The sequence below is a fragment of the Methylobacterium nigriterrae genome (assembly GCF_037106235.1).
Classification (GTDB): domain Bacteria; phylum Pseudomonadota; class Alphaproteobacteria; order Rhizobiales; family Beijerinckiaceae; genus Methylobacterium; species Methylobacterium nigriterrae.
The window spans coordinates 14,502-40,006 of record NZ_JBAWTG010000015.1 but is presented as its reverse complement, the minus strand read 5'-3'; the positions used below and the strand labels follow the sequence as shown (position 1 = coordinate 40,006).

Here is a 25,505-nt window from a genome sequence, read left to right as displayed (position 1 = left end):
CCGACCCCGTCAGACCTTGAAGATCGACCCGGCCCGCATCCGCGCCGCCTGCTTGGCGGCGCAGGCCTCTTCCAGGCGCTCGATCTCGCGCCGCAGGAGCGCGATGCGCTCGGCCAGATCCTCGACCGAGAGGTCGTCGAGCTTCTGGCCGACCTCGTGCGCCGCGGACCGGCGCGCTCCGAAGGCCTCGTCGTCCGTAAATCCGCTCATCGCTCCGCTCCCCGATCGGGCCGGCCGGTCCGGCGCGCGTCAGAGGATAGGGTGCCGCGGCGGGCCGGCGAGGGCCCGCGCCTCGGGCGGCCACCGGCGCCCGCCTCCGATTCTGAGAAGCCGGCCGACGGCGTCGCGGTCCGGAGCCGCCCGACGAGCCCGGCCCCGCTCAGGCGATCACGCTCTCGCGCAGCAGGCCGCGCATCCGGTCGATCAGCTCGGAGGCGCGATAGGGCTTCGGCAGCAGGTCGAAGCCGCCGAAATCCTGCTCCTCCTTCACGTAGCCCGAGGTGAGCAGGATGCCGATTCCCGGCCAGCGGGTCCGCAGGGTCTGCCCGAGCGCGATGCCCGTGGTGGCGCCCGGCATGTTGACGTCGCTGAACACGAAGGCGACGCCCGAATCCTCGTCGAGGATGCGCAGGGCCTCGTCGCCGGTCGTCGCCTCCCGGACCCGGAAGCCGAGGGATTCGAGCGTCGCGGTCGCGACCTGCCGGACGTCGCGGTCGTCCTCGACCACGAGGACGGTGCGGCCGTCCCCGCACATCGCCGCCTCGGTGCCGTCCTCGACGCCGCGGCCCCGGCTCGGTGCCTCGCCCCGGAAGGCGGGCAGCGCGATCGTGATGGTGGTGCCCTGCCCCGGCGCGCTGTCGAGCGCGATGGTGCCGCCGCTCTGCTGCACGAAGCCGTAGACCATGCTGAGCCCGAGGCCGGTCCCCTTGCCCGCGCCCTTGGTGGTGAAGAAGGGCTCGAAGACGCGGGCCATCACCTCGGGCGGCATGCCCGTGCCGGTATCGGCGACGCGGATCTCCACCGCGTCGTCGAGGTCGCCGGCCGCATGCGGTCCCGCCGCGATCCGCAGGCTGCCGCCCTCCGGCATCGCGTCGCGGGCGTTGAGGGCGAGGTTGACGAGGGCCGCCTCGAGCTGGGCGTGGTCGATCCGGATGCGGGGCAGCGCCTCGGCGAGGTCGAGCTCGACCGCGACGCGCTCGCCCAGCGTCCGCTGCAGCAGCTTGACGAGTTCCGGCATGAACGCGCCGAGGTCGAGGGGCGCGGCCTGGAGCGGCGAGCGACGCGAGAAGGCGAGCAGCCGGCTCGTCAGCTCGGCGCAGCGCTCCGCCCCCGCGATCGCGCTCTGCACCCGCCGCTCGGCCTTCTCGTCCCCGCTGAGCGAGCGCTGCACGAGGTCGAGATTGCCGATGACGATGCTCAGCATGTTGTTGAAGTCGTGGGCGATGCCGCCCGTCAGCCGGCCGACCGCCTCGAGCTTCGAGGCGTGCAGGAGGCTGAGCTCGAGCTCCTTGCGCTCGGTCACGTCGAACCACATGCCGAAGGCCTCGCCGGGCCGGCCGTCCTCGCCGCGGTTGAGCACGATCTGGTCGAGGATGTGACGCTCGGCCCCGTCGGCGTTGCGCCAGCGGTACTCGAGCGCCGCCGCGCCCGTCTCCGGCAGGCCCCTGAGGGCCTCGACCACCCGGTCGCGATCCTCCGGGTTGAGGCGCGAGCGCCAGAGGCCCGGCGCCTCGAAGGCCACCTGCGAGAAGCCGGTGATCCGCGCGATGCTGTCGTTGGTGAAGCGCAGGGCCCGGTCGAGATCGCCGAGCTCGGCCGTATAGAGGGCGATGGGCAGCCCACGCAGCACCGCGGCCTGGTGCTCCTCGCGCCGACGCAGGGCCCGCTCGGCCTCGAGCTTCTCGCCCCGCACCCGCAGGTTCTCGAGCAGGAGCTGCTTCTCGGCCGCGGCCTTGCGGAAGATCTCCTCGGACTTGCGGTAGAGGTCGACGAAGACGTCGACCTTCGACTTCAGCACGAGGGGCTGGATCGGCTTGAACACGTAGTCGACCGCGCCCGCCGAGTAGCCCCGGAAGATGTGCATGTCCTCCTTGTTGTAGGCCGTCAGGAACAGGATCGGAACGCGCGAGGTGCGGGGCCGGCTGCGGATCAGGGCGGCGACCTCGTAGCCGTCCATGCGGGGCATCTGCACGTCGAGGAGGATCACGGCGAAATCGTCGCGCAGGCTCCAGCGCAGGGCGTCCTCGCCGGATTCCGCCAGCACGATCTCCAGGCCGGGCTCGGCGAGCACCTCCGAGGCGGCGAGCAGGTTGCGGCGATCGTCGTCGACGATGAGGATCTTGGCGGGGATCGGCGCGCGCTCCGCGATCTCGGTCGGGACCAGGACGGGGCGCGCGTCGGGCGGCGACGGGAGCGGATTCCTCATGGCGAGAGCCCGCCCTGCCCCGCCTCGGCGCCGTGCGGGGCCGCGCCATTGGCGCCTCGGCGACGCTGCTCCAGCTGGACCCGCAGCACCGCGAGGAGCTGGGCGATGTCGACGGGCTTCGAGACGTAGTCGGAGGCGCCCGCCTCCAGGCACTTCTCGCGGTCGCCCTTCATCGCCTTGGCGGTGACGGCGATGAGCGGCAGGGCCCGGAAGGTCTCGTGGCCGCGGATCTCCCGCATGGTCTGGTACCCGTCCATCTCCGGCATCATGATGTCGACGAGCATCGCGTCGATGTCGGGGTTGGCCATCAGGAGGTCGATGCCGTCGCGCCCGTTCTCGGCGAACAGCACCTCCAGCCCGTACTGCTCGAGCGCGCTCGTCAGAGAGAAGATATTGCGCAGGTCGTCGTCGACCAGGAGGACCCGGCAGCCCTTGAGCGAGGCCTGATCGTCCGTGCGCTCGACCAGGATCTGGTTCTCGGGCGGGATGCTGCTGATCGTCCGGTGCAGGAACAGGGCCGTCTCGTCGAGGAGGCGCTCGGGCGAGCCCGTATCCTTGAGGATCACCGTCGAGGCGGTCTGCTTGAGCTGCTGCTCCTCCTCCTGCGTCAGCTCCTTGCCGGTATAGACGATGACGGGCATCTCGGCGCAGCCCTCGATCGCCCGGATCTGCTCGATCAGCTCGGAGCCCGGCATGTCGGGCAGGCCGAGATCGACGATCGCGCAGTCGAAGCGCCCGCCGCTGACCGCCTCGAGCGCGCCCTGCGCGGTCGCGACGCCCGACACGTTGACCTCCGCGCTGCCGAGCAGCGCCGCGATGGCGGCGCGCTGGCCGTCATCGTCCTCGACGAGCAGCAGGTTGCGCACGGGCCGGGCGATGAATTCCTTCGAGCGCGCCAGCGCCTGCATCAGCCGCTCGCGGTCGACCGGCTTCTCCAGGAAGCCGAAGGCGCCCGCCCGCAGGCCGCGCTTGCGCTCGTCGTTGACCGAGATGACGTGGATCGGGATGTGGCGGGTGCGCGCGTCGTTCTTGAGGAGGTCGAGGAGCGCCCAGCCGTCCATGTCGGGCAGGCCGATGTCGAGCGTGATGGCGTGGGGCTTGTAGCGATGCGCGAGCGCCAGCGCGGTCGCCCCGTCCTGCGCGATCAGTCCCTTGAAGCCGCGCTCGCGGGCGAGTTCGAGGAGGACGGAGGCGAACATGGCGTCGTCCTCCACGATCAGGACGATGTGGTCGCCGGTCTGGATCGCGTGCCGGTCGTCGGCCGAGGCCGACAGCGCCATCGCGGCGGAGGGCTGCCGGCCGAGCATCGGCCCGGCACCGTCGCCGTTGAGCACCGCCTGCCGGCCGGTCCCCGTCGCGACCGGCGGCTCGAAGGGCAGGAACAGCGTGAAGGTGCTGCCCTCGCCCGTGCGGCTCGCCACCACGATCTCGCCGCCGAGGAGCCGGGCGATCTCGCGGCTGATCGCGAGGCCGAGGCCTGTGCCGCCGTACTTGCGGCTGGTGGTGCCGTCGGCCTGCTGGAACGCCTCGAAGATGATGCGCTGCTTGTCCTCCGCGATGCCGATGCCCGTATCCTTCACCGACAGCGCCAGCCACTGGCTGCCCGCGCGCAGCGGCGAGCCCTCGGCCGAGCCGATCCGGAGGGTCACGCCGCCCTGGTCGGTGAACTTGAAGGCGTTCGACAGGAGGTTGCGCAGCACCTGCTGCAGCCGCTTCGTGTCCGTCCGCACTGTCCGGGGCAGGCCCTGCGCCACCGCGATCTCGAAGGCGAGGTGCCGCTCCACCGCGATCTGCCGGAAGGTCCGCTCCAGGTGGTCGACGAGATCCTGCAGCGAGACGTCGCCGAGTTCGAGGGAGACGGTGCCCGACTCGATCTTCGACAAGTCGAGGATGTCGTTGATGAGCGACAGGAGGTCGGTGCCCGCCGCGTTGATGGTCTTGGCGAATTCCCGCTGCTTGTCGCTCAGGTTGCCGTCGCGGTTCTCCGAGAGAAGCTTGGAGAGGATCAGCAGGCTGTTGAGCGGCGTGCGCAGCTCGTGGCTCATGTTGGCCAGGAACTGCGACTTGTAGCGCGAGGTGAGCGCCAGCTGCTCGGCCTTCTCCTCGAGCGCCGTCTTGGCGACCGAGACCTCGCGGTTCTTGCCCTCGACCTCCTTTTTCTGGATCTCGAGGAGGCGCGCCTTCTCCTCGAGCTCCTCGTTCGTCTGCTGCAGCCGCTCGCGCTGGCTCTTCAGCAGGTCCTCCGATTGCTGGAGGGAGGCGGCCTGCAGCTCCAGGCGGTCGTTGGTCTGCTTCAATTCCTCCTGCTGGCTCTGCAGCTCGCCGGTGAGCAGCTGCGACTGCTTGAGGAGCCCTTCCGTCCGCATGTTGGCGGCGATCGTGTTGAGCACGATGCCGATCGACTCGGTGAGTTGGTCGAGGAAGGACTGGTGCGTCTCGCTGAACCGGTTGAAGGAGGCGAGCTCGATCACGGCCCGCACCTCCTGCTCGAACAGGACCGGCAGCACGATGATGTTCAGCGGCGCCGCCTCGCCGAGCGCCGAGCCGATCGTGATGTAGTCGCCCGGCACGTGGGTGAGCAGGATGCGCTTCTTCTCGAAGGCGCATTGGCCGACGAGACCCTGGCGCATCCGGTAGCGGTTCGAGAGGTTCTTGCGCTCCGTGAAGGCGTAGCTCGCCACGAGGTCGAGCACCGGCTCGCCGCCGTCACGATCGACCATGTAGAACACGCCGCGCTGCGCGCTCACCAGCGGCGCGATCTCGGACAGGATCAGGTTCGAGACCGTGGCGAGGTCGCGCTCGCCCTGCAGCATGCGGGTGAACTTGGCGAGGTTCGTCTTCAGCCAGTCCTGCTCGGCGTTCTTGAGCGTCGTGTCCCGCAGGTTGCGGATCATCTCGTTGATGTTGTCCTTCAGCGAGGCGACCTCGCCGGACGCCTCGACCGAGATCGAGCGGGCGAGATCGCCCTTGGTCACGGCGGTGGCCACCTCGGCGATGGCGCGGACCTGGGTGGTGAGGTTCGCCGCGAGCTGGTTCACGTTGTCGGTGAGGTCGCGCCACAGCCCCGCCGCGCCCGGCACGCGCGCCTGCCCGCCGAGCTTGCCCTCGACGCCCACCTCGCGGGCCACGTTCGTCACCTGATCGGCGAAGGTGGCGAGCGTCTCGATCATCTCGTTGACGGTGTCGGCGAGCGCCGCGATCTCGCCCTTGGCGTCGACCGAGAGCTTACGCTTGAGGTCGCCCTGGGCCACCGCCGTCACGACGCTGGCGATGCCGCGGACCTGGCCGGTGAGGTTCGCGGCCATCATGTTCACGTTGTCGGTCAGGTCCTTCCAGGTCCCGCCGACGCCCTTCACCTGGGCCTGGCCGCCGAGCTTTCCTTCCGAGCCCACCTCGCGGGCGACGCGCGTCACCTCCGAGGCGAACGAGTTCAGCTGGTCCACCATCGTGTTGATGGTCGATTTCAGCTCCAGGATCTCGCCGCGGACATCGACGGTGATCTTCTTCGAGAGATCGCCGTTGGCGACCGCGGTCGTGACCTCGGCGATGTTGCGGACCTGGCCGGTGAGGTTCGCGGCCATCATGTTCACGTTGTCGGTCAGGTCCTTCCAGGTCCCGCCGACGCCGCGCACCTGGGCCTGGCCGCCGAGCTTGCCCTCGATGCCGACCTCGCGGGCGACGCGCGTCACTTCCGAGGCGAAGGAGTTCAGCTGATCCACCATCGTGTTGATGGTCGATTTCAGCTCCAGGATCTCGCCCTCGACCGCCACGGTGATCTTCTTCGAGAGATCGCCGTTGGCGACCGCGGTCGTGACCTCGGCGATGTTGCGGACCTGCCCCGTGAGGTTCGCGGCCATCATGTTGACGTTGTCGGTCAGCCCCTTCCAGACGCCGCCGACGCCCTTCACCTGGGCCTGGCCGCCGAGCTTGCCCTCCGTGCCGACCTCGCGGGCGACGCGCGTCACTTCCGAGGCGAACGAGTTCAGCTGGTCCACCATCGTGTTGATGGTCGATTTCAGCTCCAGGATCTCGCCCTTCACGTCGACGGTGATCTTCTTCGAGAGATCGCCGTTGGCGACCGCGGTGGTGACGTCGGCGATGTTGCGGACCTGCCCCGTGAGGTTCTCCGCCATCAGGTTCACGTTGTTGGTCAGGTCCGCCCAGGTGCCCGCCACGCCCTCCACGCGGGCCTGGCCGCCGAGCTTGCCCTCCGAGCCGACCTCCTTGGCGACGCGCGTCACCTCGGAGGCAAACGAGTTCAGCTGGTCCACCATCGTGTTGATGGTGTTCTTCAATTCCAGGATCTCGCCGCGGACATCGACGGTGATCTTCTTCGAGAGATCGCCGTTGGCGACCGCGGTGGTGACGTCGGCGATGTTGCGGACCTGCCCCGTGAGGTTCGCCGCCATCAGGTTCACGTTGTCGGTCAGGTCCGCCCAGGTGCCCGCCACGCCGCGCACCTGCGCCTGGCCGCCGAGCTTGCCCTCCGAGCCGACCTCCTTGGCGACGCGCGTCACCTCCGAGGCGAACGAGTTCAGCTGGTCCACCATCGTGTTGATGGTCGATTTCAGCTCCAGGATCTCGCCGCGGACATCGACGGTGATCTTCTTCGAGAGATCGCCGTTGGCGACCGCGGTCGTGACCTCGGCGATGTTGCGGACCTGGCCGGTGAGGTTCGCGGCCATCATGTTCACGTTGTCGGTCAGGTCCTTCCAGGTCCCGCCGACGCCCTCGACCTGGGCCTGGCCGCCGAGCTTGCCCTCCGAGCCCACCTCGCGGGCGACGCGCGTCACCTCCGAGGCGAACGAGTTCAGCTGGTCCACCATCGTGTTGATGGTGAGCTTGAGGGCCAGGATCTCGCCCTTCACGTCGACGGTGATCTTCTTCGAGAGATCGCCCCGCGCCACGGCGGTCGTGACCTCGGCGATGTTGCGGACCTGCCCCGTGAGGTTCTCCGCCATCATGTTCACGTTGTCGGTCAGGTCCTTCCAGACGCCGCCGACGCCCTTCACCTGGGCCTGGCCGCCGAGCTTGCCCTCGATGCCGACCTCGCGCGCGACGCGCGTCACCTCCGAGGCGAACGAGTTCAGCTGGTCCACCATCGTGTTGAAGGTCGACTTGAGGTCGAGGATCTCGCCCTTCACGTCGACGGTGATCTTCTTGGACAGATCGCCGTTGGCGACCGCGGTCGTGACCTCGGCGATGTTGCGGACCTGGCCGGTGAGGTTCGCCGCCATCAGGTTCACGTTGTCGGTCAGGTCCTTCCAGGTCCCGCCGACGCCCTTCACCTGGGCCTGGCCGCCGAGCTTTCCTTCCGAGCCCACCTCGCGCGCGACGCGCGTCACCTCGGAGGCGAACGAGTTCAGCTGGTCCACCATCGTGTTGACGACCTTGCCGATGCGCAGGAACTCGCCCCGCAGCGGGCGGCCCTCGATCTCGATCTGCATGGTCTGGCCGAGGTCGCCCTTGGCCACCGCGCCGATCACGCGCGCCACCTCGGTGGTCGGCTGCACGAGGTCGCCGATCATCGCGTTGACCGAATCGATGCAGTCGACCCAGCAGCCGGTCGCCGCCGGCAGCTTGCCGCGCTCGCCGATGCGCCCGTCCTTGCCGACCGTGCGCGCCACCCGGTCGAGCTCGCGCACGAGCCCCTGGTTGAGCTCCACGATGTCGTTGAAGGCCTCGGCGATCTCCCCGTCGATCCCCGTCAGGTCGAGGGGAAGCCGCACCGAGAAGTCGCCCTTGCGGAAGGCGCGCAGGCTTTTGAGGAGGAGCTTCGGCTCGAGCTGCGACGTGGCTGCCGTCATGCGGACGCCCCTTCCGGACAGGTGTGCCGACGGGCGCGGGGCACCCGTCTTCGATCAGCGTTGCGATACGAGCGGACATCCCGCTCGTTGTCGATCCCCGGCGTGCGATAGCGCGCGCCAAGTGAACTGCTGCTTACTAGGCGCAGCGGCGCGTGCGCACCATAGCATTTCGCGCGCTGACAACACGGGCGGATGCCGGCGAAGGCGGGCCTATGCTCGTGTTTCGTGGAGCGTGATTGTTTGCGAGCGCAACGATTTGTTGGCGTCAATCTCGGGACGCCGCTGACTTCTCGGCCGATCAAGCGCGGCCGCGGCGCCCCGGTCGTGCTCGAGAGCCTCTCAGCCCTCCTCGGCCAGGGCGACGCCGCGCGTGCCCGCATTGCGGCGGGGTGAGGAATCCGCGGCGTCCTTGACGTAGTGCGGCATGAACCCCGCCATGATGCTCGCCGGGATGTCGAGGGGGCGGTAGCGCGCCGTGTCCACGAACATCAGCGTCTGCTCGCCGCGCCCGAGCAGCCCCTGCGTCCGGCTGTGGATCTCGTGCGCCAGGGTCACGAACTTCCGATTGTGGCCCGCGATGCGGATGCGCACGACGACGGGCTCGAATTCCCGCGCCTCGCGCCGGAAATCGTGCGTGAACGAGCGCGTCAGCACGTAGAACCCCGTCGTTGCGAGGTCGAAATCCGGCATGCAGACGTTGAAGAACAACTCCCGCGCCTTGCCGACCCAGCGGAAGTAGTTCGCGAAGTAGACGTTCCCGACCGAGTTCGTGTCGTCGTAGGTCGGGATCAGCTGCAGCACGAACCAGGGCCCGTCGAAGCCGTGCGCGGCGACCGCCTCGTCCTTGGTCAGCACGAGCGTCGCGAGGCCGGGGGCGGTCTCGGCGGCATCCGGCAGCGCGGGCGGCGCCGGGCCGAGCAGGGCGCTGATCGCCGGCAGCGCCCCGATGGCTCCGACGATCGGCGAGAGGGCGATGAGCGCCCCGGCCGGCGCGACGTAGCCCACCAGGAAGACGAGGCCCGCGGCCGTCCCGATCATCGCGCAGAGGACCCCGTCATAGGTCGGGCGGGCTCCCAGCGCCTCGCAGATGAGGCAGAGCGTCGCGCCCACGAACAGGGTCGCGAAGGGCACCATCAGGTACATCATCGAGAGGTTCGCCCCGAGCACTGCCGCGGCGGCCGCCAGCGCCGCGATCAGGGTCCAGAGCGGCGAGGCGACGAAGCCCGCCGGCACGAAGGCGAGGAGCGGGCTGCTGCTGCGCGTCGTCACCGAGGTCAGGAACCAGCGCGTCGCGCAGTAGAAGCTGTCGACTGTCGAGACCATGGCGATCACGGCCCAGGCCAGGTAGGCGATGGTCAGGGGCGCGGCGTCCGCACGGGAGATCGCGCCGGTGACGGCCGCCTGCGCGCCCGGGATGCCGTCGGCCGAGGCGGCGAGCAGGCCTGGCCCCGCCAGGGCCGCCAGGGCGGCGTTGAGGCCGAGGAGCCCGAGGAAGATCAGGGCGCCGCCGCCATAGGCCGTCCGGATCGAGCCGCCCTCCCGGTGGATCGCGACGGCGCGCTGCCATTGCTGCACGTCGCTCCAGGGGCCGAGCAGGAAGCCGACGAGCGACGGGATGCAGAGGCCGTAGAAGCGCTCGTCGAAGGCCGCGAGCGGGACGGGCGGGCTCGCCGCACCCGAGAGTCCCGCGGCGGCGATCGCCGCCGCGGCGGTTCCGACCGCCAGATAGGCGGCGTGGAGCCGCTTCAGCGTGACGATCGAGGCGGCGTGCCCCGTGGCCGCGCCGAGGAGCAGCACCAGCACGGCGCCGACCGGCGCGCGGGAGCCGAACAGCGGCAGCAGCACGTAGGTGAACAGGCCGTAGCAGCTGATGCCGACGGCGGCGACCTGGGCGAGGAGGAACAGCCCGGTATAGCGCCCCTCCACGGCCCGGACGATCTCGGCGGGGTTGCGCCCGCGCCGCCCCAGCACGTGGCCGAACAGGTAGAGGCCGAACGCGTTCGGGCCCGCGAAGGCCGCGAAGCCGAGCCAGCCATACGTCAGGGTGACGTGGATCGAGTAGAAGAAGCCGAGCCCCCAGAGCCAGGAGAGGCCGATCGTGGGGGCCCAGCTCAGCGAGCGAAGCGTCCGCAGGGTCATCGATCCTCGCACGGGCTGGTCAGGTCCGCAGCCAAGCGTCGGGCCAAGCGTCGGGCCGCCGAAGCGAGGCCGCGACGAGGCCCCGCCCGGGCCACCGCCGCGCCGGCGCCGACGGTGCGGTCACGCACCATCATGGCGGCTCGACGGGGGCGCGTCTGTCCCTGCCGCGCAACACTAGGGTGACAACGCGAGGATGTGAACGGGACGCGGCCCCGGCCCGGCGCGGATCCCTGGTCCCGGGCTCCGGCGCTCAGGCTCCGACGACGCGCACAGGCCTCGGCCAGGGCTGGGCCGGATCGGTCGGAAGCATCCGTTTGAAATCCTGCGGGATGCGCTCGATGATCGGAAATATGTCTTCGGGTGGACGCGCCGGGCTCAGAAGATATCCCTGGATATCGTTGCAATTCCTGGCCTTCAGGATCTTGGCCTGCTCGGTCGTCTCCACGCCCTCGGCGGTCACCGAGATGGATAACTTCTGAGCGATAGCCAGGATCGCCTCGATGACGGCCAGGCTTTCGTCCGACGTGTTGATATCGCGAACGAACGACCGGTCGATCTTGATCTTGTCGACCGGGAACTTGGCCAGGTAACTGAGCGAGGAGTATCCGGTCCCGAAATCGTCCAGCGCGATGCGGATGCCCATGCTCCGCAACTCGTTGAGGTTGGTCATGGTGATCGCGGTCTTGTCGAGGAAGACCGATTCCGTGATCTCGATCTCGAGGCGGTCCGGATCGAGCCCGCTCGTCGCGAGCGCGGCCGCGATGTCGTCGACGAAGCCGGTGGTGCGGAACTGGATCGGCGAGATGTTGACGGCGACGCGGATGTGGCGGGGCCAGCGGGCCGCCTCCCGGCAGGCCTGGCCGAGCACGTGGCGCCCGATCGCCACGATCATCCCGGTGGCCTCCGCGACCGGGATGAACTCCACCGGCGAGACGGGGCCGCGCGCGGGCGTGCTCCAGCGCAGCAGCGCCTCGAAGCAGACGACGCAGCCGTCGCGCAGGCTCGTGAGCGGCTGGTAGTGCAGCGCGAGCTCGTTGCGCTCGATGGCGAGCTTGATGTCGGCCTCGAGCTCGCGGCGCGCGCGCTGCGTCACCTCGAGCTCGTCCTCGAACACGAAGAAGCTGCCCTTCCCCTTCGCCTTCGCCCGGTAGAGGGCGAGGTCGGCCTTGCGCAGGAGGCTTTCCGGCGTCCCGGCATGGGCGGGGGTGAGGGCGATGCCGATGCTGACGCCGATCTCGGCCTTCACGGAATCGATCAGGTAGGGCGCGCTGACGAGCGCGATCAGCCGCTCGGCGAGCGCGACCGCCTCGGCGACGCCGCCGCAGCGCTGCATTACCGCGAACTCGTCCCCGCCGAGGCGGAACACCCAGAGGCCGTCGGCCGAGACGGGCTGCAGGCGGCCCGCCACGCTCCGGAGGAGTTGGTCGCCCATGCCGTGGCCGAAGGTGTCGTTGACGGCCTTGAAGCCGTCGAGGTCGAGATAGAGGAGCGCGCAGGCCTCGGCGGAGCCCGCGACGCGCGCGCATTCGGCGGTGGCGCGGTCTTGGAAGAGGGCCCGGTTGGCGAGCCCCGTCAGGGGATCGTAGCTCGCCAGGAAGGCGATCCGGGCCTCGGTGTCGCGGCTCGCCGTGATGTCGGAGCCGACGCCGCGGAAGCCCGTGAAGCGGCCGGCCTTGTCGGAGGCCGGCTTGCCGCTGAGCTGCCACCAGCGCGTGCCGGCCGCGAAGGGCAGCTCGACCACGTGGTCGCGGAAGGCGGTCCTGCTCTCGATCAGCGCGACCACCTCGGCCGCGCCGCTGCCGAGCGCCCCCGCGGCCCCGCAGGCGAGGACCTCCGCCAGGGTGAGCCCCTGCAGGTCCTCGGCTCGGCGTCCGGCCACCTGCGCCACCCGGGCCGAGACGTGGTCGAAGCGGCCCTGCGCGTCGGTCTCCCAGAGCCAGTCGCTCGTGCTCTCCTCGAACTCGTGCAGCAGGAGGCCGATCGTCTCGTTCTGGTCGCTGACCCGGACGCGGTCGTGGATGCGCTGGTAGGACAGGTGGCTCATCCGCCGGACGCTGAACAGCACGAAGGCGGCGTAGACCGTCAGCAGGATGGCGAGGCTCGCCCCGATCGAGTCGCCGCTGCGCGCGAGCCCGACGAAGCTCCCGGCCACCAGGGGCACGGTGAACAGCAGCGCCACCGACAGGATCGGCCCGATCACGTAGGCGTCCGCGATCATGCCGGCCGCGATCGCGGTGACGATCATGCGGTGGTCGCTGTCCGCGGGCGCGAACAGGACGACCGGCATCGTGCCCCAGGCGGTCCCGAGGATGAGGGCGATCCAGTTCGAGACCCGGTAGCCGAGGCCGATCCGGGCCTCCGTCATCATCTCGGCCCGCCGTCGGCGATGGGCCCAGGCCCCCGCGACCGCGAGCGCGCTCGTCGCCGTCACCACGGCGAGCAGACCGGCGAGATAGGCCTGCGGCGCGGCGTCCCAGAAGAAGGCCGTCACCGCCACCGCGATGGCCACATGGGTCAGGGCGGAGTAGTTGGCGAGCTTCAGGGTCTCCTCGAGCTGGCCGAAGCGCGTCTCCAGGGTGTAGCGCTCGCGCTCGCCGGGTTCGGCCTCGGCCGCCGGGCCCGGGCCGCGCAGGCGCGTCCAGACCCGCCGCGGCCAGCCGGGGGCCGGGCGGGGGGGCGGTCCGTCTGGGCCTGTCTGGTGCGGCGCAGCCATCGGAGCTAGCGGACTCCGCGCGGCGACACGACCATGGGAACGCCCCCGTGCGGGCGCAGCGTCACGGTGAAGCGCGCCTCCGGGCGGGCCGGTCCGGCGCGGTCGAAGCGGAAGGCCGGCAGCAGGACGGCCAGGATCGCGAGGCATTCCGTCATGGCGAAGCCCATGCCGATGCAGATGCGCGGGCCCGCCCCGAACGGCATGTAGGCGTGGCGGTCCCGCCCGGCGCTCTCGTTCGGCCCGAAGCGGTCCGGGTCGAAGCGCTCGGGGGCAGTCCAGAGCTTGGCGTGGCGGTGAAGCGCGTAGATCGGAACGTGGATCGACCGGCCCGCCGGAATCCGCCGGCCGCCGAGGCTGACCTCGTCCAGGGTCTTGCGCACGATCAGGGGGGCGGCCGGGTAGAGGCGCATCACCTCCATGACCACCTGGCGGGTATAAGAGAGGGCGTCGAGGTCCGGCAGGCCGTGCGGCGCGTCGCGGCCCGAGGCGGCGATCTCCTCGACGACGCGCGCCTCGATCTCGGGGTGCTCCGCGAGGAGGCAGAGCGTCCAGGCCAGCGTGATCGCGGTGGTCTCGTGGCCGGCGGCGATGAAGGTCAGCAGGTTGTCGGTGAGGCTCTCGTCGGACATCGCGTCCCCGCCCTCGGGATCGCGCGCCCGCAGCATCAGGCCGAGCAGGTCGCGGCCGCTGCGGCCGCCGCGGCGGCGGCTCTCGATCGCCGCCGTCACGGTGCCGCGCAGGTAGCGCGCGGCCGAGACGCCCCGGGCGGAGCCCGGATGCGGCATCCAGGCCGGGGCGCCGACGAGGGTCAGGGCCATCTTCCAGCGGGTCTGGTCGAGATAGGCGTCCATCGCCTGCCCGAAGCGGGCGACGTCGAGGCCGGTCTCGTCCGACATCATGGTCGAGACGATGATGTCGAAGGTGGTGCGCATCATGTCGGCGAGCAGGTCGACGGGCGCGCCGTCGCCCGTGCGCGCCATCCAGCGGGCCCGGGTCGCGACCGCGGCGGCCAGCATCGCCGGGACGAAGTCCCGGATCCGGTCGTGGCGGAAGACCGGCGCCGCGGTCCGGCGCTGCGCGCGCCAGCGCTCCCCGTCCGCGGTGAGGATGCCGCTGCCGAGCACGGGCGTCAGCGACCGCGTCATCACCTCCTCGCGCCCGAGCCGCGCCGCCTGATCGACCAGAAGCTCGCGGATCAGCCGCGGGTCGCTCACGAAGAGCGTCCTGCGGCCAAGGAGGCGGGCTTCCACGAGGCTCTCGCTGTAGACCTCCGCGGGCCAGGCCTCGATCATGTTGCGCACGACCGTCTGGACCAGGCGCGGAAACGCGGCCGCCTCGGCCACCGCTTCCCGGAACGACGGGGAGGTCGTGGAGAGCGGGAACGTGCTCGCTGTCGTCGAATGCATGCGCGATGCCCGTGATCAAGGGTTGTAAGGCTATCGCCAAGTGCTTGACGGAGACTTAATTGCGCAGAGCAAATTGATCGCGAGCAATCGCGACCCCGGGGCCGCCCTCCGCGCCAGGATAGCGGCAGTTGTGTCGCGATATTTCAGGTTCAAATCCAGCCATCGCTCGATCGGCCGTCGCGGCAGGTATGGGCCAATTTTTCGCAAGACGCCATTGAATATATGAAAGAATCACAAAATCTTGGCATTAAAATTGGTGTATTCATAAAAAATTCACCGTTCCGGCGATCAAATGTCCACGACGATTACGGTGGGTCCGTGGGGCGAATGCATCGAGGGGTGCATGGAATGCGCCGCGATCCGGAGAAATATTCGGAGTCTTCTCGATGTTCAGCGGGTTGAGCGGGGCGCGTGCCGAGACCGAGTCGAAGCTCGCGGCGCTCGACAAGTCGCAGGGGATCATCGCGTTCGATCTCGACGGCACCATCCTGGAAGCCAACGCGAACTTCCTCGCCGTGACGGGCTACGCCCTGCCGGAGATCGTCGGCCGCCACCACGGCCTGTTCGTGGAGCCGGCCTACCGCGACAGCGCGGAGTACCGGGAGTTCTGGGAGCGGCTGCGCCGGGGCACCTACCAGGCGGGCCAGTTCAAGCGGACCGGCAAGGGTGGCCGCGAGATCTGGATCGAGGCCTCCTACAACCCGATCCTCGACCGCCGGGGCAAGCCCTACAAGGTCGTCAAATTCGCCACCGAGATCACCCGCCAGAAGGCCGAGGATGCCGATCGCCAGGGCCAGATCGCGGCGATCCACGCCTCGCAGGCCGTGATCGCGTTCGATCTCGACGGCACCATCCTGGAGGCCAACGCGAACTTCCTCGCCGTGACGGGCTATGCCCTGCCGGAGATCGTCGGCCGCCACCACGGCCTGTTCGTGGAGCCGGCCTACCGCGACAGCGCGGAGTACCGGGAGTTCTGGGCGACGCTGCGCCGGGGCACCTACCGGACGGGCCAGTTCAAGCGGGTCGCCAAGGACGGCCGCGAGATCTGGATCGAGGCCTCCTACAACCCGATCCTCGACGCGAGCGGGCGCCCCTACAAGGTGGTCAAGTTCGCCACCGACATCACCGCGCAGGTGAGCCTCCTGGCCAATCTCCAGCGCCTGATCGACCGGAATTTCGGCGAGATCGACGGCTCGATCGCGCGCACCGGGGCGGAATCCGCGGCGGCGGCCGATGCCGCCGGCGACACCCTCCAGACCGTCCAGGCGATGGCGGCGGCGACCGAGGAACTGGCCGCCTCCGTCGGCGAGATCTCGGCCGGGATGGCCAAGTCGCGGGCCGCCACCGATGCCGCGCATGCCCAGGTCCTCGCGGCCGGCACCTTCACGGAGCGGCTCACCGGCGCCGCGGCCGCGATGGGCGGCATCGTCGGCCTGATCCAGACGATCGCGGGCCAGATCAACCTGCTCGCCCTCAACGCCACCATCGAATCGGCGCGCGCGGGCGAGGCGGGGCGCGGCTTCGCCGTGGTGGCGCAGGAGGTGAAGAGCCTCGCCAATCAGGCGGCGCGGGCGACCGAGCAGATCGCCGCCGAGATCGACGGCATCCGGGGCGTCACGCAGGAGGTCGTGGGCGCCCTCGGAGCGATCCAGGACTCGGTCGCGACGATGCGCGACCACGTCGTCGGCGCGGCCGCCGCGGTGGAGGAACAGAGCGTCGTCACGCAGGACATCTCCGGCAACATGCAGGGGGCCGCGGGCGCGGTCGCGGCGATCACCGGCAACATCGGGACGATCTCGCAATCCCTCGCGGCGGTCTCCCGGGCCGTGGCCACCACGAAGGACGCGGCGCGCGTCCTGGCCCGCTGAGGCTGCGCGCCGGCAGCAGGCCGGCCCGCGCGCGGGCCCCAGGGTTCACGCGACCCGGGCGACCGCGACCGCCCGGCCCGGCGATCGCGAGAAATCGATGCCGGCCGCCCGCAGGGCCGCGATGGCGGCCTGGCGGCTGCGGGGGGTGCCGCCATCCGGGCTCTCCTCCAGGCGGCGGACCGACGAGAAGGACAGGCCGCTGGCCTGCGCGAGGTCCGCCATGGACCATTCGAGGAGCGCGCGGGCCGCGCGCAGTTGACGCCGGTCGATCTCCTGCTCGATGCCGATCGGCGGCACGGAGTCCGGCGGCGCCTCGGCCTCCGCGGGGCCGGGCGCGGCTGCCGGGTCGACCCCGGACGGTGCCGGGCCGCCGGGGCAAGAGCGCGCGAACCGCTCCCGGTCCGTGACGTCGAGCAGCACGCCGGCCGCGCCGAGCGGCTGTCCGTCCGGCGCGTGGAACACCTCGCCCCGGCTCACCAGGACGCGCATCGTCCCGTCCCGGCGGATGATGCGGAAGGTGCGATCGCTGAAGACGCCCGACCGCATGATCTCGCCGGCGCTCTCGAGACCGGCGCGGTCGTCCGGGTGAACGAGGCCGAGCATATAGTCGTAATCCGGTCTCACGGACCCGACTTCGAGGCCTAAGATGTTGAATAGGCCAGGCGACCAGATTTGCGTATGCGTGGCGAACGTCCAGCCCCAGTTTCCAGTCAGACCAAGCGACTCGATCATCCGAAGAAATTCGCGGGACGAGAAGGCGAACGTCGACGATATCATGGAAACGCCATGCCGCTCTGGACGGAACGACGCGCAGCATCGGCCGACGTCTTCCGGCAACTGCGCGAGAGTAACATATGCTATAAGCGCTTGCAAAGCCGCGCCGCGCCGCCCCAGGCCGGTCGCCGCACCACGCCTCCGTCCGGTATCGCACAAGGTCGGAAGTTGAAAAATTGCATGATTGGCTCCGCTACGCCCACAGATCCGGAGAAGAATCCTCTCAATCCCGAGAGTCAACGTTGATCCGCCAATGCAATATGCTCGGAAGTCGGGAAGATAATCTGCGGATTTGCTGTGGCGGCGCCGGCCGAAGCGTCGCATTCTGTCCGCAATATCCTCTCAGAAGCTCCATTCAACCGGTGTGAAGGAGACGGCAACATGGCTGCATACGCGTTGGAGGGGCCCCGCTGGGGCGCGGGCGAGACCGTGTCCTGGGCCATCGACGGGACGATTCCCGCCTCCTTCCTGCCGACGATCCAGGCGGCCCTCGCCGATTGGTCGGCGCACGCGAATGTCGCGTTCCAGCAGGTCGCCTCGGCGGCGGGCGCCGACATCAGCTTCAGCCAGAGCGGCATCGACGGGCTCGACAAGGTCCTGGGCCAGACGAGCTACGCCTATGTCGGCAAGGCCCTGACCTCGGCCGACGTCACGTTCGACAGCGGCGAGGGCTGGCACGCCGCGGGCGGCGGCATCGTCAGCAACCACAACACGCCCCTCTTCCTCGTGGCGCTGCACGAGATCGGCCACGCGATCGGCCTCGACCATTACAACGGCGCGCCCGCCGTGATGAACGCCTATCTCAACCCGTCGGTGACCGACCTCACCACCTCGGATATCGCCGGAGCCCAGGCGCTCTACGGCGCTCCCGCCGCGGCCTCCGCTGGAACGACCATGGCGGCGCCGGCCGCCGCGGGGCTGCACGACACCTTCCGCTTCTTCAACCCGGCCACGAACGATCATCTCTACACGACGAGCCAGGTCGAGCGGGATGCCCTGATCCAGAACAAGGGCGGGTACGTCTACGAGGGAACCGACTGGGCCGTGCCCGATCCCGGGGCCGGGACGATGGACGTGTTCCGCTTCTTCGACTCCGCGAACAAGACGCATTTCTACACCACCGGCACGGCCGAGCGGGACCAGATCCTCAAGACGCTGCCGGCCTACCAGTACGAGGGCGTCGCCTTCGAGGCCTACGCGAATGCCGCCGCGGCGGGGAGTGGCGGCGTCACCCTCGAGCGCTTCTACAACGCGCAGAGCGGGGTCCACCATTTCGCCGCGACCCAGAGCGAGATCGACGGCATCCGGCACGGCGCGGCCGGCGCCGGCTGGGTCGACGAGGGCAAGGCCTTCACGGTCCACCTGCCCACGGACGGGATGCTGCACGCCTGACGCCGGCCCTCAGCATGATCTAACTTATTGAATTGATCATGTTTTCTGCGTTTTGACCGATTCGTTCAAAACGCAGCATGATCTAGCCACGCGCCACGGCGCCGTTCGGCGCCGAGGCGGCCTCATCCGAGATCCGGGTGACCGCGTCGCGGCGCCGATTCCGGCCTCGCGCGGGCGCCGCGCGGTCTCACTCCTTCGCGCCGCCGAGCATCTCGGCATCCCGTGCGAGCTGCAGCTCGGTCCGCCGGGGCGCGAGGTTGTCGAGGGACATGCGCCGCAACCCGAGCACCAGGAAGAGCCCGGTGACTGCCGCGAAGAGGCCGCCGACGCAGAGGGCCGCCACGGCTTCGGACCCGATCAAGGCCCCGAGCGCCTTGACCAGGGCGAGGATCAGCAGGAGCTGCCCGCCGACGAGCAGGATGACGGCGAGGCCGAAGCGGGCGATGAGGCCTGCGAGCGCCCGGATGTTGCCGTCCACCTCGACCTGGAAGAGCCGGATCTCCTTGCCCAGCAGATCGCCCGCGCCGCGCAGGGCCTCGCCGATGAGGGATCCGAGCCCGAGCGCCGCTCGGGCCCGTGGCGGCGTACGCTCGTGCATGCATGCTCCTCGGCGATCCGGGCGCGGCGGCGCCGGCCCGGCAGGGGTTCGATGACGCCAACGGCGAGGGTTCGTGGCTGTTCCGCGCGCGATCGTCCCCTGATCCCCGGATCATGCAGGGCGCTCCGGCCCGTTGCCGGGCCGGGCCGGCGGACGTTCCGGCGGACGAGGCCCGGGCCGTTCAGGTCGCGGCCTTCACGGCCCGGGTGATCCGCTCGACCATCCCCTGCGACAGTCGCACGAACTGCCCGGTGCCGCGACCCTCGCGGTCGAGCAGTTCGGCGAAGACGGGCCGCGACGGCGCGTGGTCGATCGCCGCGAGCGGGCGCGCCCTGCGGCGCTTGCCGCGCAGGCGCTCGGCCAGGGCGGCAGGAACGAAGGGATCGAGCACGCGAAGCCTCTCTGCCGGGGTGGCGCCGGGCGCGCCGCGGAGGGCAGGATCTACGAGGCCGAGGTTTCGCGGCCGTTAAGGGTGCTGCCGGCCGGACCGCCGGTCCGCGCGGACCGGCGATCCGGGACGCCTATCCGGCCTTGCGGCCGCGGCTCTTGGGCGGCGCGGTCGGCTCGTCGAGCGCCTCGGCGGGGATGCCGGCGCGCCCGAGGCCGATCGACTTGGCGAGTTCCGAGCGCTGGGCGGCGTAGTTGGCGGCGACCATCGGGTAGTCGGCCGGCAGGCCGTAGCGCTGGCGGTAGCTGTAGGGGTCGAGCCCGTGGCCGGTCAGGTGACGCTTCAGCGTCTTGTAGGGCTTGCCGTCGATGAAGGAGATCAGCGCGTCCGGCGTGACCGACTTGCGAACCTGCGCGGGCGTCGCCTTCTCGGCCTCCTCCGCCGGGGCCGCGGCGGACGGGCCGGCCGCCAGCGCATTCAGCGCCGCGTGGACGCTGGCGATCAGGGCGGGAAGCTCGGCTACAGGAATGGAATTGTTGGACACGTAGGCTGAAACGATGTCGCCTGCGAGTGTAATGAATTCGGGGTTTGTCCCCTGGCTTTCTTCTGGCATTTCGGAGGCCCGTTCAAAGTTGCTCAGCGCGCCTATGATCATTTTGATGCCTCCGCATCAAGAGGCAATGCGTCGCCGAGTGTAATTTTTTGGATGCGTCCGGGAAACTTTGCTTGGCCAATGGCCTTGACGATCGATTCAGTTCGAACGGAAGCCGCGGCCGCTGCGAGGCGGCAGGAGAGGCCGGCGCGGGCATCATGCCGCGGCGGCCCAACGCTCGATGGCCGAACGCGCCGGCTCGCCCCGACCAGCCCCGACGGATGTCCTCTCCCTCGCCGTCATGGCGGCCGCCCTCGCCTGTTCGGGCGTCACGGTGCCGGCCATGCGCTCCCCGCCCGATCAGAGCGGGGAGCGCATGAGCAAGCCCGCGCGGCGTGCGACGCGAAGGCCGGATCCGCCATCCCGAAGGGATTCATCGGATCCGGTATGAGACGCGGCGCGGCCATCCCGGCCCGGCCGCGGCCTCGGCGCGAGGCCGCTCAGTACCGGCGGTACCCGCGCCGGACGACCACGGTCCGGGGCCCGGCATAGCCGCGCCGCACCACCGTGGTCCGGCCTCCGTAGTAGCCGCGCCGGACCCCGACCGCTCCGTGCGGCCCGGCGCAGCCAGCCCGATACACGCCCCGCGCGCAGACCACCGCGTTCGCCTCGCTCGGCATGAACGCCGTCACGCCGATGAACAGGCCGAGGGCGACGAGGAACGATTTCAGGACAGGATGCGATTTCATGGCGTGTCTCCCTTGCTGGAGCGCGGCCTCCGCCGCGCGGGGTCCGATCCGGCGTCCCGGGTGCGGGACGCCGCCGATACGTGGCGGCTTCCGGGCGGCCGCCCGGCCCGGCGGGTCAGGGGTTGGCGAGCATCCGCAGGCAGGTGCCGGCCCGCTCGGCCGCCGGCCGCGCATCGGCCTCGCTGATCTTGCCGGCCTCGACGAGCGAGCGCGTCTGCGCCACCACCGTGTCGCGCAGCGTCTCGAGGCTCTTCATGTTGCGGATCGAGGCGTCGTAGATGATCCGGGAATCGGCCGGCAGGCCCGCGGCGCAATGGGCCGCCGCGCCGCTGCCCCCTCCCCCGCCGGCCTGCGCGACCTGGGTCCCGGCGGCCTTCTGAGGCGCCGCCTCGGCGGGGGCCGGTGCGGGGGCCATGCCCGTCGGCGCCGCAGCTGCGGCGGTTCCGGCGACGGCGGCGCCGGCCAGCGCGGTCCCGGCAACGGCTGTCCCGGCAAGGGCAGCCGCCGCCGGCGCGCAGCGCCAGCAATGCGGGAAGTAGGCGCCCCGCGCCAGGATCGGGGCCCGTACGCCGCCGACCGCCACGCCGCGCCAGCCCCGCGCCACCCAGAAGGCGTCCGCCGGCACCGCGAGGCCGGCGAGCGCGCCGGCGGCCAGGAACGGGAGAACGAACCGTCGCATCGCTGCCTCCTTCAGAAGTCGGGCCTCGGGAAGGGGACGGGCCGCGCCCCCACGGTATGGGCCGTCGAGAAGACCCTGTCCTCGATCGGCCGGTCGACCGTCCAGTCGGAGAAGGTCACGCCGTTGCGCGGGCGGCCGGGCGCGCCGGTCTCGGTGACCCAGAGCTGGCGGGGGAGCCGGTCCACAACACCGATCCAGATCTGCGCCTGCGCGTCGCGGTCCGCGAAGGCGACGATGTCCGTCTCGACCCCGCCGACGAGGCTCGAGCGGCCGACCACGAAGGCGCGGGTGAGCCCCTCCGTGAGGGCCCCGGCGGGATCGGCCACCAGCATGTCGGCGAAGGCCTGCGCCTGGCCCGAGGCCTGGACCTCCGCCTTCAGCGCGGCATCGAGGCTCGGAGGCGCTCCCGTCGTCGCCACGGTGCGCTCGCCGGGATGGAACAGCGTCAGGGTGCGGCCGTCGGCGATGAACTCGCTCGACGGGCCGTCGCCGTCCGTCACGACGCGCAGGCGGTCGGGCCGGCGCAGCTCGACCCGGCTGCGCAGCGTGTAGAAGACGGACTGTCCCTCCGCGTTCGGGACGTCGTGCACGGCGAGGGCCGTGAAGCTCAGGCTGCGGGCGGCGGCGAGCGCCTCGCCGGCAGCCCGCAGCAGCGCCACGGCCGCGGGCTCCACCGCCTGCGCGGGCTGGGCGGCCGCGGCCGGCTCCTGGGCGGCGGCGGGTCCGAGCCCGGCGATGGCGCCCGGGACGGCAAGGCCGGCCAGGAGCCCGATCAGGGCTGAGATGCGGGTCATGATCTCCATCCTCTCCTCTCTGCCGCGGCGCCTCTTAACCGGCTGCCGGAGCCGGATCGCCGCGCGAAGGCACGGGGCGGCGTCGCTCGGACCATCGCTGCAGCACCACGAAGAGGGGCGGCACGAACAGGACGGCCACGCAGGTCGAGGCCAGCATGCCGCTGAACACCGTGATGCCGATCGAGCGCCGCGCCGCCGCGCCCGCGCCCGTGGCGAAGACGAGGGGCAGCACGCCCAGGATGAAGGCGAGCGAGGTCATCACGATCGGCCTGAGGCGCAGGCGCGCCGCCCGCACGGCCGCCTCCACCACGGGCAGGCCGTCGCGCAGGCGCAGCTCGCGGGCGAACTCGACGATCAGGATCGCGTTCTTGCTGGCGAGCGCGATCAGCAGGACGAGGCCGATCTGCGTGTAGATGTTGTTGGCGGCCCCCGCGAGCGTCAGGGCCGCCACGGTGCCGAGCAGGGCGAGCGGCACGGCCAGCACCACGGCGAGCGGCGCCGTCCAGCTCTCGTACTGGCCGGCGAGCACCAGGAGCACGAGGAGCAGCGCCAGCGCGAACACCCCGTAGGCCTGGTTGCCGAGGGCGGCCTCCTGGTAGGCGATGCCGACCCAGTCGGCCCGCATGCCGGGCGGGAGCGTCGCGCGGGCGATCTCCTCCATCAGCGCCAGCGCCTGGCCGGAGGAGGTGCCGGGGGCGGCCGCGCCGTTGATCGTCGCCGAGGGGTTCAGGTTGAACAGGGGCACGAGCGAGGGCCCGAGCGCGGGCGCGACGCGCGCGAGCGTGTCGATCGGGACGAGGCCGCCGGCCGCGTTGCGGACGTTGAGCGCCCCGAGGGTCTCGGCGCTCAGCCGGAAGGGGGCGTCGGCCTGCACGAAGACCGGGAAGACGTGGCCGAAGCGCGCGAACTGGCTGACATAGGTCGAGCCGAGATAGGTCTGGACGGTCTGGAAAGCGTCCCCGAGATTGACGCCGAGCGTCTCGGCCTTGCGCCGGTCGAAGGTGACGCGCAGCTGCGGGGCGCCGGCCCGGAAGGGGGTCATCAGCCGGGTCAGCGCCGGCTGGGCGCCCGCCGCCGCGACGAGACCGTCGGCCGCCTGCTGGAGCTTGCGGTAGTCGAAGGTGCCGTCGGTGAGCTGCAGCTGCATCTGGAAGCCGCCCGCGAGGCCGAGCCCCTGGATGGGTGGCGGCGGCACCACGGTGGAGCGCGCCTCCGGGATGTCGTCGAGGCGCGCCTGCAGCCCCCGGTAGACCGCCGGCAGGTCCTCGCCGGCCCCGCGCAGGCCCCAGTCCTTCAGGATCACGTAGGCGGTGCCGGCATTGGCCAGCGAGGCGTTGTTGTCGAAGAGCGAGGCGCCCCCAATCGCCACCACGTGCGCGACGCCGGGCGTCGCGCGGGCGGCGGCCGTGACCTGGTCCATCGTCCGGGCGGTCCGCTCGAGGGAGGCTCCGTCGGGCAGCTGCGTCGCTACCATCAGGTAGCCCTGGTCCTCGGTGGGGATGAAGGCGGTGGGCAGCCGCACCAGCGACCAGATCGCGAGGCCGACGAGCGCGAGGGCGACCGCGGAGAAGAGGAGCGGCCGCCGCACGAGGCGCGCGACGAGGCCCGCATAGGCCGCCTCCAGCCGCCCGTAGGCCGCGTTGAAGCCCCGCGCCAGCGCCCCCGGCGGTCCCGCGCGGGGGCGCAGCCACTGGGCGCACTGGGTCGGCTTCAGAGTGACGGCGTTCACCGCGCTGATCAGGGCGGTCGCGGCGATGACCAGGGCGAACTGCCGGTAGAGCTCGCCGACGATGCCCGGCAGGATCGAGGCCGGCAGGAACACGCAGAGCAGCACCAGCGTGATGGCGAGGATTGGCTGCAGCAACTCGCCCATCGCGGCGATCGCGGCCGCCTTCGGTCCGAGGCCCGCCTCGACGTGGTGGGCGGCGCCCTCCACCACCACGATCGCGTCGTCGACGACGATGCCGATGGCGAGCACCAGCGCGAACAGCGTCAGCAGGTTGATGCTGAAGCCGAGCGCCGCCATCGCCGCGAAGGCGCCGATGATCGTCACCGGCACGGTGGTGGCGGGCACGAGCGTCGCCCGCCAGTCCTGCAGGAACACCACGATGACGACGAGGACGAGGAGCGCGGCCTCGAACAGGGTCAGGTAGACCTCGCGGATCGAGGCCTCGACGAAGCGCGTGGTGTCAAACGGGATCGCGTAGGCGACGCCCGAGGGGAAGCCCGCCGAGAGCCGGACCATCTCGGCCTTGACGGAGGCGGCCACCTGCAGGGCGTTGGCGCCGGGGAGCTGGAAGATCGCGATGCCCGCGGCCGGCTCGCCGTCGAGGGCGAGGAACTGGCTGTAGGTCTGCGCCCCGAGCTCGACCCGGCCGACGTCGCGGATGCGGGTGATGCTCCCGGCCGCGCCCGTCTTGACGGCGATCTCCTCGAATTGCCGCGCCTCGGCGAAGCGGGCGCGCAGGTCGAGCGTGAACTGGAAGGCCTGCCTGCCCGGGGCCGGCGGCGCGCCGATCTGGCCGGCCGCCACCTCCTGGCTCTGCTGCTGGATCGCCGCCACGACGTCCCCCGGCATCAGGCCGCGCGCCTTCATCCGGTCGGCGTCGAGCCAGACCCGCATGCTGTACTGGCCGATGCCGAACACCGAGGCGTCGGCGACCCCCGGGATGCGGGTGAGCGAATCCTTCAGGCTGATCGCCGCGAGGTTGCTGAGGAACAGCCCGTCGCGCGAGCGGTCGGGCGAGGTCAGCGTCACGATCTGCAGGATCGCGGTGCTCTTCTTCTTGGTGACCACCCCCTGCGCCTGCACCGCCTGGGGCAGGATCGCCATCACGGCCGAGAGGCGGTTCTGGACCTGGATCTGCGCCTGGTCGAGGTCGGTGCCGACCGCGAAGGTGACGACCAGCGCGTAGGTGCCGTCGTTCGAGGCGGTCGATTGCATGTAGAGCATGTTCTCGACGCCGTTCACCTGCTGCTCGATCGGCAGGGCGACGGTGTCGATCACGGTCTGGGCGTTGGCGCCGGGGTAGCGCGCCGTGACCTGGACGGTCGGCGGGGTGATCGGCGGGTACTGCGCCACCGGCAGGGCGAGGAGCGCCACCGCCCCGACCACGATGGCCAGCACCGCGATGACGTTGGCGAGGACCGGGCGCTCGATGAAGTACCGGGCGAGCACCGG

At 70.7% G+C, this 25,505-nt stretch carries 16 protein-coding genes; 2 read left to right on the top strand and 14 right to left on the bottom strand.

Annotated features, from left to right (window positions below; translation table 11 throughout):
- Nucleotides 1–9: 9 nt before the first annotated feature.
- From WDW90_RS10755 to WDW90_RS10730, 6 genes are all read right to left on the bottom strand, one after another.
- Complete coding sequence (locus WDW90_RS10755; RefSeq protein ID WP_336487380.1) at nucleotides 10–210, bottom strand: DUF1192 domain-containing protein; 201 nt, start codon at nucleotides 208–210, stop codon at nucleotides 10–12.
- Between the two features lie 169 nt (nucleotides 211–379).
- Nucleotides 380–2,425, bottom strand: a complete 2,046-nt coding sequence (locus WDW90_RS10750) for a response regulator (protein WP_336487379.1) — start codon at nucleotides 2,423–2,425, stop codon at nucleotides 380–382.
- On the bottom strand, nucleotides 2,422–8,232 hold the full coding sequence (locus tag WDW90_RS10745; RefSeq protein ID WP_336487378.1) for a HAMP domain-containing protein: 5,811 nt from the start codon (nucleotides 8,230–8,232) through the stop codon (nucleotides 2,422–2,424). The genes WDW90_RS10750 and WDW90_RS10745 overlap by 4 nt, the downstream gene beginning before the upstream one ends.
- A 339-nt stretch (nucleotides 8,233–8,571) precedes the next feature.
- A complete protein-coding gene (locus tag WDW90_RS10740; RefSeq protein WP_336487377.1) occupies nucleotides 8,572–10,371 on the bottom strand; it encodes an acyl-CoA thioesterase in 1,800 nt (599 codons plus the stop codon).
- A 250-nt stretch (nucleotides 10,372–10,621) separates the two neighbouring features.
- Entirely contained in the window at nucleotides 10,622–13,084 is a 2,463-nt protein-coding gene (locus tag WDW90_RS10735; RefSeq protein WP_336487376.1) for a putative bifunctional diguanylate cyclase/phosphodiesterase, read from the bottom strand.
- Between the two features lie 5 nt (nucleotides 13,085–13,089).
- Nucleotides 13,090–14,490 carry a cytochrome P450 gene (locus tag WDW90_RS10730; RefSeq protein ID WP_336487375.1) on the bottom strand — a complete coding sequence of 467 codons (1,401 nt, stop codon included), beginning with the start codon at nucleotides 14,488–14,490 and terminating at the stop codon, nucleotides 13,090–13,092.
- Nucleotides 14,491–14,876: 386 nt separating this feature from the next.
- Here WDW90_RS10730 and WDW90_RS10725 point away from each other — a divergent pair, with 386 nt between their 5' ends.
- The gene (locus tag WDW90_RS10725; RefSeq protein WP_336487374.1) at nucleotides 14,877–16,358 is read left to right on the top strand and encodes a methyl-accepting chemotaxis protein; all 1,482 of its coding nucleotides are present in this window, start codon (nucleotides 14,877–14,879) and stop codon (nucleotides 16,356–16,358) included.
- A 45-nt stretch (nucleotides 16,359–16,403) separates the two neighbouring features.
- Here the strand turns inward: WDW90_RS10725 and WDW90_RS10720 are convergent, their stop codons facing one another.
- Nucleotides 16,404–17,090, bottom strand: coding sequence for a PAS domain-containing protein (locus WDW90_RS10720; protein WP_336487373.1), 687 nt, complete (start codon nucleotides 17,088–17,090; stop codon nucleotides 16,404–16,406).
- A 423-nt stretch (nucleotides 17,091–17,513) separates the two neighbouring features.
- Here WDW90_RS10720 and WDW90_RS10715 point away from each other — a divergent pair, with 423 nt between their 5' ends.
- Nucleotides 17,514–18,524 (top strand): matrixin family metalloprotease, encoded by a 1,011-nt coding sequence (locus WDW90_RS10715; protein WP_336487372.1) that lies wholly within the window; start codon nucleotides 17,514–17,516, stop codon nucleotides 18,522–18,524.
- 187 nt (nucleotides 18,525–18,711) lie between these two features.
- Here WDW90_RS10715 and WDW90_RS10710 read toward each other — a convergent pair whose 3' ends face one another.
- From WDW90_RS10710 to WDW90_RS10680, 7 genes are all read right to left on the bottom strand, one after another.
- Nucleotides 18,712–19,122 (bottom strand): phage holin family protein, encoded by a 411-nt coding sequence (locus WDW90_RS10710; RefSeq protein WP_336487371.1) that lies wholly within the window; start codon nucleotides 19,120–19,122, stop codon nucleotides 18,712–18,714.
- A 181-nt stretch (nucleotides 19,123–19,303) separates the two neighbouring features.
- Nucleotides 19,304–19,513, bottom strand: a complete 210-nt coding sequence (locus WDW90_RS10705; protein WP_336487370.1) for a hypothetical protein — start codon at nucleotides 19,511–19,513, stop codon at nucleotides 19,304–19,306.
- Between the two features lie 130 nt (nucleotides 19,514–19,643).
- Nucleotides 19,644–20,123, bottom strand: coding sequence for a Ros/MucR family transcriptional regulator (locus WDW90_RS10700; protein ID WP_336487369.1), 480 nt, complete (start codon nucleotides 20,121–20,123; stop codon nucleotides 19,644–19,646).
- Between the two features lie 479 nt (nucleotides 20,124–20,602).
- A complete protein-coding gene (locus WDW90_RS10695) occupies nucleotides 20,603–20,851 on the bottom strand; it encodes a hypothetical protein (protein WP_431311013.1) in 249 nt (82 codons plus the stop codon).
- A 115-nt stretch (nucleotides 20,852–20,966) separates the two neighbouring features.
- Nucleotides 20,967–21,530: a hypothetical protein gene (locus tag WDW90_RS10690; RefSeq protein ID WP_336487368.1), complete on the bottom strand. Its 564-nt coding sequence runs from the start codon at nucleotides 21,528–21,530 to the stop codon at nucleotides 20,967–20,969.
- Between the two features lie 11 nt (nucleotides 21,531–21,541).
- A complete protein-coding gene (locus tag WDW90_RS10685) occupies nucleotides 21,542–22,324 on the bottom strand; it encodes a DUF2092 domain-containing protein (protein ID WP_336487367.1) in 783 nt (260 codons plus the stop codon).
- A gap of 34 nt (nucleotides 22,325–22,358) precedes the next feature.
- Complete coding sequence (locus WDW90_RS10680) at nucleotides 22,359–25,502, bottom strand: efflux RND transporter permease subunit (RefSeq protein WP_336487366.1); 3,144 nt, start codon at nucleotides 25,500–25,502, stop codon at nucleotides 22,359–22,361.
- Nucleotides 25,503–25,505 lie beyond the last annotated feature (3 nt).